This is a genomic window from Pseudomonas sp. Z1-29 (genome assembly GCF_051131995.1).
Taxonomy (GTDB): domain Bacteria; phylum Pseudomonadota; class Gammaproteobacteria; order Pseudomonadales; family Pseudomonadaceae; genus Aquipseudomonas.
On sequence record NZ_CP071645.1, the window covers coordinates 203,501 to 218,279 of the forward strand.

At 61.8% G+C, this 14,779-nt stretch carries 15 protein-coding genes and 1 pseudogene; 5 read left to right on the forward strand and 11 right to left on the reverse strand.

The genetic code is table 11. From position 1 onward, the window contains the following. The first annotated feature begins 161 nt into the window (after nucleotides 1-161). Nucleotides 162-1,019, forward strand: a complete 858-nt coding sequence (locus J3P84_RS00945) for an NAD-dependent epimerase/dehydratase family protein (protein ID WP_434627088.1) — start codon at nucleotides 162-164, stop codon at nucleotides 1,017-1,019. Between the two features lie 119 nt (nucleotides 1,020-1,138). Here the strand turns inward: J3P84_RS00945 and J3P84_RS00950 are convergent, their stop codons facing one another. The 6 genes from J3P84_RS00950 to J3P84_RS00975 form a co-directional block, all read right to left on the reverse strand. Next, nucleotides 1,139-1,879, reverse strand: coding sequence for a hypothetical protein (locus J3P84_RS00950; RefSeq protein WP_434627090.1), 741 nt, complete (start codon nucleotides 1,877-1,879; stop codon nucleotides 1,139-1,141). 55 nt (nucleotides 1,880-1,934) lie between these two features. Further along, nucleotides 1,935-2,315, reverse strand: coding sequence for a RidA family protein (locus J3P84_RS00955; RefSeq protein ID WP_434627092.1), 381 nt, complete (start codon nucleotides 2,313-2,315; stop codon nucleotides 1,935-1,937). A 35-nt stretch (nucleotides 2,316-2,350) separates the two neighbouring features. Continuing rightward, complete coding sequence (gene spoT, locus J3P84_RS00960; protein WP_407682909.1) at nucleotides 2,351-4,456, reverse strand: bifunctional GTP diphosphokinase/guanosine-3',5'-bis pyrophosphate 3'-pyrophosphohydrolase; 2,106 nt, start codon at nucleotides 4,454-4,456, stop codon at nucleotides 2,351-2,353. A gap of 60 nt (nucleotides 4,457-4,516) precedes the next feature. Beyond that, on the reverse strand, nucleotides 4,517-4,780 hold the full coding sequence (gene rpoZ / locus J3P84_RS00965) for a DNA-directed RNA polymerase subunit omega (RefSeq protein WP_003177259.1): 264 nt from the start codon (nucleotides 4,778-4,780) through the stop codon (nucleotides 4,517-4,519). 167 nt (nucleotides 4,781-4,947) lie between these two features. After that, entirely contained in the window at nucleotides 4,948-5,568 is a 621-nt protein-coding gene (gene gmk, locus J3P84_RS00970; protein WP_305497909.1) for a guanylate kinase, read from the reverse strand. Between the two features lie 12 nt (nucleotides 5,569-5,580). Beyond that, a complete protein-coding gene (locus tag J3P84_RS00975; protein ID WP_434627095.1) occupies nucleotides 5,581-6,444 on the reverse strand; it encodes a YicC/YloC family endoribonuclease in 864 nt (287 codons plus the stop codon). Nucleotides 6,445-6,708: 264 nt separating this feature from the next. On the opposite strand from J3P84_RS00975, the gene rph reads away from it, so the two are divergent. Beyond that, on the forward strand, nucleotides 6,709-7,431 hold the full coding sequence (rph, locus tag J3P84_RS00980) for a ribonuclease PH (RefSeq protein ID WP_434570905.1): 723 nt from the start codon (nucleotides 6,709-6,711) through the stop codon (nucleotides 7,429-7,431). Nucleotides 7,432-7,461: 30 nt separating this feature from the next. Continuing rightward, nucleotides 7,462-7,830 (forward strand): DUF4870 domain-containing protein, encoded by a 369-nt coding sequence (locus J3P84_RS00985; protein ID WP_434570906.1) that lies wholly within the window; start codon nucleotides 7,462-7,464, stop codon nucleotides 7,828-7,830. Between the two features lie 175 nt (nucleotides 7,831-8,005). On the opposite strand, the gene J3P84_RS00990 is transcribed toward J3P84_RS00985, so the two are convergent. Beyond that, nucleotides 8,006-8,785, reverse strand: a complete 780-nt coding sequence (locus tag J3P84_RS00990) for an exodeoxyribonuclease III (RefSeq protein WP_013694557.1) — start codon at nucleotides 8,783-8,785, stop codon at nucleotides 8,006-8,008. Between the two features lie 82 nt (nucleotides 8,786-8,867). Here J3P84_RS00990 and pyrE point away from each other — a divergent pair, with 82 nt between their 5' ends. Then, nucleotides 8,868-9,512, forward strand: a complete 645-nt coding sequence (gene pyrE, locus J3P84_RS00995) for an orotate phosphoribosyltransferase (protein ID WP_434570908.1) — start codon at nucleotides 8,868-8,870, stop codon at nucleotides 9,510-9,512. Nucleotides 9,513-9,703: 191 nt separating this feature from the next. Here pyrE and argB read toward each other — a convergent pair whose 3' ends face one another. From argB to coaBC, 4 genes and pseudogenes are all read right to left on the reverse strand, one after another. Then, the gene (gene argB, locus J3P84_RS01000; protein WP_305497915.1) at nucleotides 9,704-10,609 is read right to left on the reverse strand and encodes an acetylglutamate kinase; all 906 of its coding nucleotides are present in this window, start codon (nucleotides 10,607-10,609) and stop codon (nucleotides 9,704-9,706) included. Nucleotides 10,610-10,633: 24 nt separating this feature from the next. After that, nucleotides 10,634-12,040: pseudogene (locus J3P84_RS01005) on the reverse strand (phosphomannomutase/phosphoglucomutase); the annotation flags it as partial. Between the two features lie 248 nt (nucleotides 12,041-12,288). Further along, nucleotides 12,289-12,744: a dUTP diphosphatase gene (dut, locus tag J3P84_RS01010; RefSeq protein ID WP_003206867.1), complete on the reverse strand. Its 456-nt coding sequence runs from the start codon at nucleotides 12,742-12,744 to the stop codon at nucleotides 12,289-12,291. 5 nt (nucleotides 12,745-12,749) lie between these two features. Beyond that, on the reverse strand, nucleotides 12,750-13,958 hold the full coding sequence (gene coaBC, locus J3P84_RS01015) for a bifunctional phosphopantothenoylcysteine decarboxylase/phosphopantothenate--cysteine ligase CoaBC (RefSeq protein WP_434627099.1): 1,209 nt from the start codon (nucleotides 13,956-13,958) through the stop codon (nucleotides 12,750-12,752). 144 nt (nucleotides 13,959-14,102) lie between these two features. On the opposite strand from coaBC, the gene radC reads away from it, so the two are divergent. After that, a complete protein-coding gene (gene radC / locus J3P84_RS01020; RefSeq protein ID WP_434627101.1) occupies nucleotides 14,103-14,777 on the forward strand; it encodes a RadC family protein in 675 nt (224 codons plus the stop codon). Nucleotides 14,778-14,779: the final 2 nt, after the last annotated feature.

Consider the following 14,779-nt stretch of genomic DNA (forward strand, 5'->3'; position numbering starts at 1 on the left):
GTTGATGTTCTTCCAGGCCTCGTGAGGCCGAGAACAAAAGTGGCGAGCATTATTGCAAGTAATTCTTGTTAACAAAAGTAATACAGTATCTTTTTTTCGTAGAATGCTAGCCGCTCGTCCTCTCTGGCAGCTAGTCTGCGGCTTTGCCATAGGAGATTCTGATGTCCGCGCCTTCTGTTCTAATTGCCGGCTGTGGTGATATCGGCGGCCGTTTGGCCAGCCAACTGGTGACCGAACATTGGCGGGTGCACGGCTTGCGGCGCACGGTTTCGAACCTGCCGGCCGGGGTCATCGGTGTCGGGGGCGACTTGTTCAACGAGCGATGCCCCACCGATTGGCCCAGCGGGCCATTGGACTACCTGGTCTACAGTGCTGCCGCCACCGACCATGACGAAGCGGGCTACCGCATGGCATACGTCGAAGGGTTGCAACATGTGTTGGGCTGGTTGAAGCAACATGGCCAGCAACCCAAGCGTTTGCTTTTTGTGTCCAGCAGCAGCGTCTATGGACAACAGAACGGCGAGTGGGTCGATGAAAGCTCACCTACCGAGGCGGGTGGTTATTCCGGGCGGGTCATGCTCGAAGCCGAGCAAGTGGCGCTGGGCAGTGGCATCCCGGCCAGTCGTGTACGCCTGACCGGCATCTACGGGCCGGGCCGGGAGTGGCTGCTCAGCCAGGTGCGCCAGGGTTATCGAGTGGTGACCGATCCGCCGCTGTACGGCAATCGCATCCACGCGGACGATGCCGCCGGCCTGCTGGCGTTCCTGCTCAAGGCCGACAATCAAGGCCAGGCGTTGAAGGACTGCTACATCGGCGTTGACGACGCTCCCGCGCCGTTGGCGGAAGTGGTGGGCTGGTTGCGCGAGTACATGGGCATCACCGAGTGGGCCGAGGACGCCAGCGTGCGCCGCGCCGGCAGCAAGCGCTGCAGCAATGCGCGGGCGAAGGCCCTGGGCTGGACACCGCGTTATCCGAGTTTTCGCGAGGGGTATGCGGCGATCCTGGAAGGGCGTTGCTGATTTTCCCGGCACACCAAAAGCAACTGTGGGAGCGAGCTTGCTCGCGAAGAGGTCATGACATTCAACGGCAGCGTTGACTGTCACACCGCTATAGCGAGCAGGCTCGCTCCCACAGGGGATTACTGCTTCTCCAGTACCCAGCGCCGGTCACCTGGCGTGAACGAAGGCATCTCATCGGCCAGCGCCGCATTCACGGTCTGGAAGATCTCCAGCTTCTTGCCATTACGCGCGAAAATCCAGGTGTTGCCCTGGCCGTTCTGCTGCAGCCAGATGTTGTCGTTGCCGCCGCTCATCGAGGCGCAGTCGCCGGCGAGACACAAGGCGTAGCGATCAGCGCCCGGCAGGCCGCTGACCTGGCCATCGGGCTGGAATTGCACCGTGGCGCCTTGGCCGGGGCCTTCGGCGATGTTCCAGGTGCCGCCCAGGTAGGCGCCATACAGCGCCCGCTCGAAGCTGGCGCCGATGGGCGCGCCGTCCGGGACCTGCACCTTGGCGCGCTCGAATACCTGCTGCGGTTCGTTTTCGGTGGAAGCCTGGCTCAGTTGGTCGCCGTCGCGCTTCAGTTCGCTGGCCGAGCTGCCATAAAAATCGACTTTCCAGGCACCGTCTTCTTCGCCGAGCAGCTTGCCTTCGACGTTTTCAAAACCGTTGGTGTAGCGCGCCTGACCGGCCCGGGTGTTGACGTCCCATTCCAGGTTCGGGCCGTAGCCTTGCAGCGCTTCGCGCAGCGGGCCGCCCTTGGCGGCAGCGTCGATGGCGGCCTGGTTGATCCAGGTGCCGCTGATGTCACGGTCGGCAGGGTCGCTGGCGCAACCGCCGAGAATCAGGGCGAGCAGCGAGAAAGCAAGCGCGTTGCGCATGGAGGAATCCTTTCAGAACGAAAACGGCGCAGCGGGGGAAGCTGCGCCGGGTTTATTACTCGATGACCAGGATGGCGTCCATCTCGACCTGGGCACCCTTCGGCAGGGCGGCCACGCCAATGGCGGCGCGGGCAGGGTAAGGCTGGTCGAAATACTTGCCCATGATCTCGTTGACCTTGGCGAAGTGGCTCAGGTCGGTGAGGAAGATGTTGAGCTTGACGATGTCCTTGAGCGAACCGCCGGCAGCTTCGGCCACGGCCTTCAGGTTCTCGAAGACCTGCACGGTCTGGGCTTCGAAGCCCTCGACCAGCTCCATGGTTTTCGGGTCCAGCGGGATCTGGCCCGACATGTACACCGTGTTGCCCGCCTTGATCGCCTGGGAATAAGTACCGATGGCGGCCGGGGCCTTGTCGCTGGAAATAACGGTCTTGGTCATTCATGACTCCTTGTAATGAGGGCGGCTATAAAGCGCTATGCGCGCATGCGGGTAATGCGAATGACCCCGGTCAGGGCGCGCAGTTTCTTGATCACGCGGGCCAGGTGCACACGGTCGTGCACGCTGACCACCAGTTGGACGACGCTGATGCGGCCGTCGCGTTCGTCCATGCTGATTTTCTCGATGTTGCCGTCGGCGGCGTTGACGCTGCTCGCCAGCAAGGCGATCAGGCCGCGCTGGTGTTCGAGTTCGACGCGCAGCTCGACGTTGAATTCGCCGGTAACATCCTTGGCCCACGAAAGCTGGATGCATTTTTCCGGGTTGTGGCGGATTTCGCTGATGTTGCGGCAGTTGTCCAGGTGCACCACCATCCCCTTGCCGGCGGACAGGTGGCCGACAATCGGGTCGCCCGGTATCGGCGTGCAGCACTTGGCGTAGCTGAGCACCAGGCCCTCGGTACCGCGAATCGCCAGCGGGCCCTCTGGGCTTGGCAACTGTTCGCCTTCGCCGAGCAGGCGGCGGGCGACGACATAGGCCATGCGATTGCCCAGGCCGATGTCTTCTAGCAGGTCTTCGATCAATTCGAGGCGGTACTCGTTGAGCATGACCTGCACGCGCTCGGCCGGGATCTTGTCCAGCGAGCTGTCGAAACCGTTCAGCACTTTGTTCAGCAGGCGCTCGCCAAGGCTGATGGATTCGGAGCGACGTTGCAGCTTCAGCGCGTGACGGATGTGCGTGCGGGCCTTGCCGGTGACCACGAAATTGAGCCAAGCCGGGTTCGGCCGCGCGCCGGGGGCGCTGACGATCTCCACGGTGGAGCCGCTTTGCAGCGGTTCGGACAACGGGGCCAGGCGGCGATTGATGCGACAGGCGATGCAGCTGTTGCCGACGTCGGTGTGCACGGCGTAGGCGAAATCCACCGCGGTGGAGCCTTTGGGCAGCTCCATGATCCGGCCCTTGGGCGTGAAGACGTAGACCTCGTCCGGGAACAGGTCGATCTTGACGCTCTCGATGAATTCCAGGGAATTGCCGGCGCGCTGCTGCATTTCCAGCACGCCCTTGACCCACTGACGGGCGCGTGCGTGAGTGCTCTTGGGCTGTTCATCGCCGCTGGATTTGTACAGCCAGTGGGCGGCGATGCCGTTGTTGGCCATCTCTTCCATTTCACGGGTGCGGATCTGGATTTCGATCGGTACGCCATGCATGCCGAACAGCGTGGTATGCAGCGACTGGTAGCCGTTGGCCTTGGGGATCGCGATGTAGTCCTTGAAGCGCCCCGGCAGTGGTTTGTACAGATTATGCACAGCACCGAGCACGCGGTAGCAGGTATCGACCTTGTCGACGATGATCCGGAACGCATAGACGTCCATGATCTCGTTGAAGGCTCGGCGCTTGCCGCGCATTTTCTTGTAGATGCCGTAGAGGTGTTTCTGCCGCCCGCTGACTTCGCCTTCGATGCCGTCGATTGCGAGGCAGTGGCTCAGCGACTCTTCGATCTTGTTGACGATTTCCTTGCGATTGCCCCTGGCGCGCTTGACGGCCTGGTTGATCCGCGCCGAACGCATCGGGTGCATGGCCTTGAAACCCAGGTCCTCGAACTCGATGCGGATCGCGTGCATACCCAGTCGGTTGGCGATGGGTGCATAGATTTCCAGGGTTTCCTTGGCGATGCGCCGGCGTTTTTCGCCGGACAGCACTTCCAGGGTGCGCATATTGTGCAAGCGGTCGGCGAGCTTGACCAGGATCACCCGGATGTCGCGCGCCATGGCCATGGCCATTTTCTGGAAGTTCTCGGCCTGGGCCTCGGCCTTGGTCTCGAAGTTCATTTGGGTCAGCTTGCTGACCCCGTCGACCAGCTCGGCCACGGTTTCGCCGAACTGCGCTTGCAGCGCTTCCTTGGCAATGCCGGTGTCTTCGATCACGTCATGCAGCATCGCCGCCATCAGGCTCTGATGGTCCATGTGCATGTCGGCAAGAATATTTGCCACCGCAAGCGGGTGCGTGACGTACGCCTCGCCGCTGCGGCGGCGCTGGCCGTCGTGGGCTTGTTCGGCGTAGAAATAGGCTCGGCGGACCAGGTTGACCTGGTCTGTGCCGAGGTAGGCCGATAAGCGATCGGCGAGGGCGTCTATGCTCGGCATGATGATGACTCCTGCCGTCTGCTGTGACCCCGCGCCGTGCTACGTCGACCAGGCATAGGCTTAGACCGCCTCGTTGGACTCGTCCTCGAACGCTGCGAACAGCGGTTCGTCTTCAACGATTTCAGCGTTGGCGATGAACTCGTAGCTCATCAGGCCTTCGGCGATTTCACGCAGCGCTACCACGGTAGGCTTGTCGTTTTCCCACTGGACCAACGGCTCTTTGCCACCGGTGGCCAGTTGACGGGCACGCTTGGTAGAGAGCATGACCAGCTCAAAGCGGTTTTCCACGTGTTCTAGGCAGTCTTCAACGGTTACGCGGGCCATGGTATTCCTCGGAGCGAATGCAATATGCGCGCTGCCCGGTTGGGCGAGCGGACTCGACAGTTTAAAAAAACACCAGCGTTTAGGGAAGCGCTGATTTTTTGAGCAAACCCCTCGGCGCGCTGCGACTACCAATGTAAAGCCGTCGCAGCGGTTTTGGGAAGGGCTGTTCAGCCCAGCAGTTCGGCCAGTAATTTACCGAAACGTTGCTGCTGGCGTTTCTGCTGGAGCTGGCTGGCGCGGAAAATCGCCTTCAGATCGTCCAGCGCGTGGGAGAAATCGTCGTTGATGATCAGGTAATCGTAGTCAACGTAGTGACTCATTTCGCTGACCGCTTCCCGCATCCGCCCTTCGATGATCTCGTCGCTGTCCTGGCCACGGTTGGTCAGGCGCTGGCGCAAGGCCTGCTGGCTCGGCGGCAGGATGAAGATCGAGCGGGCCTGGGGCATCAATTTGCGCACCTGCTCGGCGCCTTGCCAGTCGATTTCCAGGATCAGGTCGTGGCCTTCGTCCAAGGTCTGCTGAAGGACGCTTTGCGAGGTGCCGTAGAGATTGCCAAAGACTTCGGCGCGCTCCAGGAAGTCGCCGTGCTCGGCCATCCGCACGAACTCTTCGCGGTCGACGAAGTGATAGTTCACGCCGTTCACTTCACCAGGACGCATGGCGCGGGTGGTGTGAGAGACCGAGACGCGAATTTGCGGCTCGGCGTCGATCAACGCCTTGACCAGGCTGGTCTTGCCGGCGCCGGAGGGCGCGGAAATGATGTAGAGGGTGCCAGTGCTGTGGGTCATGTCGGGTTAGCCTTACTCAATGTTCTGCACTTGTTCGCGCATTTGTTCGATCAACACCTTGAGGTTGACCGCCGCCTGGGTGCTGCGCGGGTCGAAGGCTTTGGAGCCCAGTGTATTGGCTTCGCGGTTGAGCTCCTGCATCAGGAAGTCGAGGCGGCGGCCGGCCGCGCCACCGGACTTGAGCACCCGGCGGACTTCAATGATGTGGGTGCTCAGGCGATCCAGTTCTTCGGCCACGTCGCTCTTCTGGGCGAGCATGACCATTTCCTGTTCCAGGCGCTGCGGGTCCAGCTCCGCCTTCATGTCGGCGAAGCGGTCGAGGACTTTCTGGCGCTGCGTGGCGAGCATCTGCGGAACGAGTTCGCGCAGGGTGGCGACGTCCTCTTCGATGGAGGTCAGGCGCTCGTTGATCAGTCGGGCCAGTTCCGCGCCTTCGCGCTCGCGGCCGGCCTTGAGCTCGTTCAGCCCTTGATTGAACAATGCCAGGGCCTCGGTGTTCAGCGCCTGCGGGTCGCTCGCGTCACCCACCAGCACGCCCGGCCAGGCCAGGACTTCCAGCGGGTTCAGGGCGGCGGGATTGTTGATCAGGCTGGCGACGGTTTCGGCGGCGGCGACCAATTGCGCGGCGCGCTCGCGGTCCACTTGCAAGGTTTTGCCGCTGCTCTCTTCGGTAAACCGCAGGGTGCATTCCAGTTTGCCCCGGGACAGGCCCTGGCGCAGCGCTTCACGCACGCCGCCTTCGAGGTCGCGGAAGGACTCGGGCAAGCGCAGGTGCGGCTCCAGGTAACGGCTGTTGACCGAGCGCAGCTCCCAGCTCAGCGTGCCTTGGGCGCCGGCCTTTTCGACGCGGGCGAAGGCGGTCATGCTGTGCACCATGGGGGTTCCTCGCAATGCAGGCTCGCCACAACCGTTGATTGTGGGGCCTGGGATCTGTGGGTGGATGCCGAAGGGCAGCAAAGGCGCAGGATTGTAGCGCAGTGGGACGCAAGCGCCCAAACAGCTCCGGTTACAAAGCGCTGCAGCCCGTCGGGCGGGGCTTTGAGTGCGTTCACCCGTCGCGTCAGTTTATTAGAACTGCCCTATGACGATTCGCGGCTCTATAATGCCGGCAGTTTTCCGTCCTCTGTACAGGTGTTCCCTATGAAACGTCCAAGTGGTCGCGCTGCCGATCAGCTTCGCTCGATCCGCATTACCCGCAACTACACCAAACACGCCGAGGGATCTGTACTGGTGGAGTTCGGTGATACCAAGGTCATCTGCACCGTCAGCGTCGAAAACGGCGTGCCTCGTTTCCTCAAGGGCCAGGGCCAGGGTTGGTTGACTGCCGAATACGGCATGCTGCCGCGGGCTACCGGCGAGCGGAACCAGCGCGAGGCCAGTCGTGGCAAGCAGGGCGGACGGACCCTGGAAATCCAGCGCCTGATCGGTCGTTCGCTGCGCGCCGCGCTGGACATGTCCAAGCTCGGCGATGTGACGCTGTATGTTGATTGCGACGTGATCCAGGCTGACGGCGGCACCCGCACCGCCTCCATCACCGGTGCCATGGTTGCGCTGGCCGATGCCTTGAAAGTGATCAAGAAGCGTGGCGGCCTCAAGGGCGGCGATCCGCTCAAGCAAATGATCGCCGCGGTGTCGGTGGGCATGTACCAGGGCGAGCCGGTGCTGGACCTGGATTACCTGGAGGACTCCGCTGCCGAGACCGACCTGAACGTGGTCATGACCAGTGCCGGCGGCTTCATCGAAGTCCAGGGCACCGCCGAGGGCGCGCCGTTCCAGCCGGAAGAATTGACCGCTATGCTGGAGCTGGCGAAGAAAGGCATGGGCGAAATCTTCGAATTGCAAAAGGCCGCGTTGGCCGACTGATTTTTTTGCGCTTCAGACAAGGAGAGTGTCATGAGTGATGAGCAAGTCCTGTTGCCCCAGCCGAGCAGAGAAGCGCGGCAGTGGGCAATGTTTTGTCACCTGTCTGCACTATTGGGCATTTTCATTCCGTTCGGTTCGCTGATCGGGCCGCTGGTCATCTGGCAGCTCAAGCGTGAATCCGACCCGTTCATCGATGCCCAGGGCAAGGAAGCGCTGAACTTCCAGATCACTGTGGCGATCGCCGCGGCGATCAGCTTGTTGCTGATGATCGTGGTGATTGGTTTCTTCCTGTTTGGCCTGGTGGCGATCGGTGCGCTGGTGCTGACCATCATTGCTGGCGTGAAGGCCAATGAAGGGCAGCCGTATCGGTATCCATTTACCTGGCGGCTGGTCAAATAACGAGCAGCACATATATCCCCTGTGGGAGCGAGCCTGCTCGCGATGGCAATCTATCAGTCAGCATTGATGTCGGCTGACCCACCGCTATCGCGAGCAGGCTCGCTCCCACAGTTGTTTTCGGCGCTCATAAAAAAACCGACATTGCTGTCGGTTTTTTTATGGGTACGAAAAGGACCTAGATGGTCAGCGTCCAGTCGTAGTCCACGATCAGCGGCGCATGCTGCGAGAACCGCGGCTGGCGTGGCAGGCGGGCGCTGCGGACGAAGCGGCGCAGCCCGGGCGTCAGCAGCTGGTAGTCGAAGCGCCAGCCGAGGTTGAGCATCTCGGCCTGCTCGTTATCCGGCCACCAGCTGTACTGGTCGCCTTCGCGGCTGACTTCGCGCAGGGCATCGACATAACCCATGTTGCCGATGATCTCGTCCATCCAGGCCCGTTCCGGCGCCAGGAAGCCAGGCGACTGCTGGCTGTCGCGCCAGTTCTTGATATCCAGCTTCTGTTGCGCCACGTACAGCGAGCCACAATAAATGTACTCGCGACGTTTGCGCCGCTGTTTATCAAGGTAACGGGCGAAGTCGTCCATCAACTTGAATTTCTGATTCAAATCTTCATCGCCGTTCTGCCCCGAAGGGAGCAGCAAGGTCGCGATGCTGACCTTGTCGAAATCGGCTTGCAGGTAGCGCCCGTAGCGGTCCGCCGTCTCGAAACCGAGACCGTTGATGACAGCCTTCGGTTGCAGCCGCGAGTACAAAGCCACGCCACCCTGGGCGGGGACTTCGGCATCGCAGGCGTAAAGGAAGTAACCGTCCAGTTGGAAGGCTGCATCGTCCAGTTCAAAGGCGGAGGCGCGGGTGTCCTGCAGGCAGATGACGTCGGCATTCTGTGCTTGCAGCCAACTGAGCAAACCACGCTCCACTGCAGCCTGAATACCATTGACGTTCACACTGATGATCCGCATAAATGGCCCCAAAAATCACGTGCGTGTATGATACACGCCGTCTACCTATTTAGCTAAATCCGCGGTATTTGAGGCTTTTTTCATGCAGGCGTATCAGCGCGATTTCATTCGCTTTGCCATCGATCGCGGCGTTTTGCGCTTCGGTGAATTCACCCTCAAGTCCGGGCGCACCAGCCCGTACTTCTTCAACGCCGGCCTGTTCAACAGTGGAACCGCCCTGGCGCAGTTGGGCCGGTTCTATGCCGCCGCCATCGTTGAAAGCGGCATTCCGTTCGACGTGCTGTTCGGCCCGGCCTACAAGGGCATCCCATTGGCCGCCACTACCGCCGTCGCCCTGGCCGAGCACCATGGCCGTGACCTGCCCTGGTGCTTCAACCGCAAGGAAGCCAAGGCTCACGGTGAAGGCGGAAGCCTGGTCGGCGCGCCGTTGACCGGCGAAGTGCTGATCATCGATGACGTTATAACCGCCGGTACCGCCATTCGCGAGGTGATGCAGATCATCGCTTCCCAGGAAGGCGCCAAGGCTGCCGGCGTGCTGATCGCCCTGAACCGTCAGGAGCGCGGCAATGGTGAGCTGTCGGCGATCCAGGAAGTGGAGCGCGACTTCGGTATCCCGGTGATCAGCATTGTGTCGCTGAACCAGGTGCTGGAGTTCTTGGCCGATGATCCGCAGCTCAAGCAGCATTTGCCGGCGGTTGAGGCCTATCGCGCCCAGTTCGGCGTCTAAAAAGCCCCGCTGGTTTTGATCTTGTGGCGAGGGAGCTTGCTCCCGCTCGGTCGCGCAGCGACCGCAAAATGTTGGGGCCGCTGCGCAGCCCAGCGGGAGCAAGCTCCCTCGCCACACAAGCATCTTCTGAAGAAGTGATGAAAAAGACCCCGCTCAACCAGGTTGAGCGGGGTCTTTTTTACAGGTGTCGCTTAATGACGCTTGCGATTGCTGATCAGCGTACCCACGCCGGTATCGGTGAAGATCTCCAGGAGGATCGCATTCGGCACGCGGCCGTCGATGATCAGCGAGCTGCCAACGCCGCCCTGGACCGCTTCCAGCGCGCAACGGATCTTCGGCAGCATGCCGCCGTAGATGGTGCCATCGGCGATCAAGTCATCGACTTGCTGGGTCGACAACCCGGTCAGGACCTTGCCGGTCTTGTCCATCAGGCCGGCGATGTTGGTCAGCAGCATCAGCTTCTCGGCTTTCAGCGCTTCGGCAACCTTGCCGGCCACCAGGTCGGCGTTGATGTTGTACGACTCGCCATTGGCGCCCACGCCGATCGGCGCGATGACCGGAATGAAGTCGCCCTTGACCAGCAGGTTCAGCAGATCGGTGTTGATGCCGACCACTTCGCCGACCTGGCCGATGTCGATGATTTCCGGCTGAGTCATCTCCGGCGTCTGGCGGGTTACGGTGAGTTTCTTCGCCCGGATCAGTTCGGCGTCCTTGCCGGTCAGGCCGATGGCGCTGCCGCCGTGGCGGTTGATCAGATTGACGATGTCCTTGTTCACCTGGCCGCCGAGGACCATCTCCACCACATCCATGGTCTGCGCATCGGTCACGCGCATGCCGTCGATGAAGTGGCTTTCGATCGACAGGCGCTTGAGCAGGTCGCCGATTTGCGGACCGCCGCCGTGAACCACCACCGGGTTGATGCCCACCGCCTTCATCAGCACGATGTCGCGGGCGAAGCCGGTCTTGAGCTCCTCGCTTTCCATTGCGTTGCCGCCGTACTTGATCACCAGGGTCTTGCCGACGTAGCGTCGGATGTAAGGCAACGCTTCGGACAGGACCTTGGCGGTGTTGGCGGCGGCTTCGCGTTCGAGGGTCATTCAGGGCTCCGGTGGTGATTCAAATCAGAACGGTAGTTGGAGATCAGGTGCAACACGCTTGAGTTGGCTGTGGAACACATCCTTGATGCGCTGCAGTTCCGCCTCGTTGTCGGCCTCGAAACGCAGCACCAGCACCGGTGTGGTGTTGGAGGCGCGAACCAGGCCCCAGCCTTGTGGGTAGTCGACCCGCACACCGTCGATGGTGGTCAGTTCGGCGCCTTCGCCCCACTGGGCGTCGTGCAGTGCATCAATGATGCTGAATTTGCTCTCTTCGGTCACATGGATATTGATTTCCGGCGTAGAAATATCGTTCGGGAAGGTCGCGAACAGCTCTTCGGCGGTGGATTTCTCCTTGCTGAGGATTTCCAGCAGGCGTGCCGCGCTGTAGATGCCGTCATCGAAACCGAACCAGCGCTCCTTGAAGAAGATGTGGCCGCTCATTTCGCCGGCCAGCAGGGCGCCGCTCTGTTTCATTTTTTTCTTGATCAGCGAATGGCCGGTTTTCCACATGAGCGGACGACCGCCATATTCCTTGATCAGCGGCACCAGGCGACGGGTGCACTTCACGTCGAAGATGATCTCGGCGTCAGGGTTGCGCGCCACCACGTCCTTGGCGAACAGCATCAGCAGACGGTCAGGAAACACCACGCTGCCGGTATTGGTCACCACACCCACGCGGTCGCCGTCGCCGTCGAAGGCCAGGCCCAGGTCGGCGTTGGTTTCCTTGACCTTGGCGATCAGGTCCTCGAGATTTTCCAGCTTGCCCGGATCCGGGTGGTGATTTGGGAAATTGCCGTCGACGTCGCAGAACAACGGGATGACTTCGCAGTTCAGCGCTTCGATCAGTTGCGGGGCGATGACGCCGGCCGCGCCGTTGCCGCAATCGACCACTACTTTCAGGCGGCGGGCCAGTTTCACGTCCTTGACGATTTCGTCGTTGTAGCGCGGGAGGATGTCGACCTTGGTCACGCTGCCCTGGCCACTGCTCAGGTCATTGGTCTTGAGGCGGGTGTGCAGGGCCTGGATCTGCTCGTTGGCGAGGGTGTCGCCGGCGATGACGATCTTGAAGCCGTTGTAGTTCGACGGGTTGTGGCTGCCGGTGAGCATCACGCCGGATTTGCCGGCCAGGACATTGGCGGCGTAATAAAGCGCCGGGGTCGGCACCAGGCCGACGTCGCTGACGTGGCAACCGCTGTCGGCAACGCCTTTGATCAACTGCTCGACCAGCTCCGGGCCGGACAAGCGACCGTCGCGGCCGACATTCACGTTCGGTTCGCCCTGGGCCAGGCTCTGGGAGCCGATGGCGCGGCCGATCCAGTAGGCGGTTTCAGCCGTCAGGGTTTCCGGCACGACGCCACGGATGTCGTAGGCGCGGAAGATGCTGTCAGGGAAGATCGGGGCGATTGCGGCTGGGGTGTTCATGGGCGGGGTGCTCTATCAGGAAAGTGACTGGACAGGCCGACGACGGGCGTCGGCAGGCTCAAGCTGAAGGGTATGACGGCGTTTTCTACAGAGAGTTCGCGGTGGGAAAGTGCCATGAGACAGCGTTACCCCAGCCCGAACGGCCTAAAACGTTGATTCCGGATGGGAAACGTCGCCTCGAGCCGTTACGCATTTTTCGTCCTGAAACAGAAGCTTAATAAAGCGGCCGGGCCTGTTGCCCGGCCCGAGCAGCCGGATCAGTGGCTACCGGAGTGACCGAAACCGCCGGCGCCGCGCTGGCTCTCGTCGAATTCCTCGACCAATTCGAAATGGGCCTGGACCACCGGCACCAGCACCAGTTGGGCAATGCGTTCGCCCACGGCGATGTTGAAAGCGGTCTGGCCGCGATTCCAGCAGGACACCATCAGTTCGCCCTGGTAATCGGAGTCGATCAGGCCCACCAGGTTGCCCAGCACGATGCCGTGCTTATGGCCCAGGCCCGAGCGCGGCAGAATCAGCGCGGCGAGGCCCGGATCGCCGATGTAGACCGACAGGCCGGTGGGAATCAGCAGGGTCTGGCCCGGTTCCAGGATCGTGTCCTGCTTGAGCATCGCCCGCAGATCGAGGCCGGCTGAGCCCGGCGTGGCGTACTGCGGCAGTGGGAATTCGTTGCCGATGCGAGGGTCGAGGATCTTGGCTTGTAGAGCGTGCATTGAAATTAAACCTGGTTCAGCCGTTCGGCGATGAAAGTAATCAGTTGGCGGGCAATCTTGCCCTTGCTGGTCTGGGCGAAAAGCGTGGCGTGCAACTGGCGGTCGATCACGCTGCAGGCGTTCTCTTCGCTGTTGAAGCCGATGCTCGGGTTGGCGACGTCGTTGGCGACGATCAGGTCCAGATTCTTGTCCTTGAGCTTGCGCGCGGCGTAATCGAGGAGGTGTTCGGTTTCGGCGGCAAAACCGACGCTGAATGGACGGTCGGGACGGGTGGCGATGGTGGCCAGGATGTCCGGGTTGCGTACCATTTGCAGGAGCAGGCCGTCGCCGCTTGTAGGGTCTTTCTTCAATTTTTGCGGGGCAACGACTTCGGGGCGGTAGTCCGCCACCGCCGCCGAGGCGATGAACAGGTCGCACGGGATCGAGGCCTCACAGGCCGCAAGCATGTCCCGGGCGCTGACGACGTCGATGCGGGTCACTCGATCCGGGGTCGGCAGGTGCACCGGCCCGGTGATCAGCGTCACCCGCGCGCCCGCTTCGACGGCGGCTTCGGCCAGGGCGAAGCCCATTTTCCCCGAGCTGTGGTTGGTGATGTAGCGCACCGGGTCGATGTTTTCCTGGGTCGGGCCGGCGGTAATCAGCACATGCTTGCCGGTCAGCGCCTGGCGCTGGAAGCAGTCGGCGGCGCACTGAACCAGGTCGTTGGCTTCGAGCATGCGGCCCATGCCGACATCGCCGCAGGCCTGGCTGCCAGAGGCTGGGCCAAAAACTTTCAGATCGCGGCTTTCGAGCAGTTGCAGGTTGGCCTGGGTGGCGGGGTCGCGCCACATGGCCTGGTTCATGGCCGGCGCCACGGCGACCACGGCGTCGGTAGCGAGTACAAGGGTGGTCAGCAGGTCGTCGGCGATGCCTTGGGCCAGGCGGGCGATCAGGTCGGCCGTGGCCGGGGCGATCAGCACCAGGTCAGCCCATTTGGCCAGCTCGATATGACCCATGGCGGCCTCGGCCGCCGGGTCGAGCAGATCCAGGTGGACCGGGTGCCCGGACAAGGCTTGCATGGTCAGCGGGGTGATGAACTCACTGCCGCCGCGGGTCATGACGACCCGTACTTCGGCGCCCTGGTCGATAAGCCTGCGAACCAGCTCGGCGCTCTTGTAGGCGGCAATGCCGCCGCCGACGCCCAGAACGATGCGTTTCCGATACAGCCGCTGCATAGGCCTGCCTTTCGATTTTAATGGTCAGTGCAGGGCGAACCCTCGGCAGCAGCCTGCCTGGGTGCAAATCGCCTGCAAAAAAGATGGGCTAAGATATCACAGCGTCCGCTACGGAACAGCGGCGCCCATTATCAGGGAGATGCCATGAGTATTCGGGACTGGCCGGTGGCCGAGCGGCCACGGGAGAGATTGTTGGTGTCGGGGGCGGAGAGTCTTTCAGACGCCGAGCTGCTGGCGATATTTTTACGCACGGGTGTGTCGGGTAAAAGCGCGGTGGATCTGGCTCGACATCTGCTGTCCCAATTTGGCTGCCTGCGGGCGTTGCTTGAGGCTGATCAGCTCACGTTCAGCAGTCATATGGGGCTGGGTCCGGCGAAATTCGCTCAATTGCGCGCGGTGCTCGAAATGGGCCGGCGACACTTGGCGGCGCGGACTCGGCAGAATTCAATGCTGGAAGACCCGCAGGCCGTTCGTGACTATCTCAAGTCAATGCTGCGCCACGAACCTCACGAGGTTTTTGGTTGCCTGTTTCTCAACTCGCGGCATCAGGTGCTGGCGTTCGAAGCGCTTTTTCGTGGCTCCATCGCCTGCACCAGTGTCCACCCCCGGCAAGTGGTCAAGCGCGCCCTGGCCCACAACGCCGCTGCCGTGATCCTCTGCCACAACCACCCCTCCGGCAGCACCGAGCCCAGCCAGGCCGACCGAATGCTCACCGAGCGGCTCCAGGACGCGCTGGAGCTGATCGATGTGCGGGTGCTCGACCATTTTATCGTCGGCGATGGGGAGCCGTTGTCGATGGCGGAGTGTGGGTGGATGTAGGC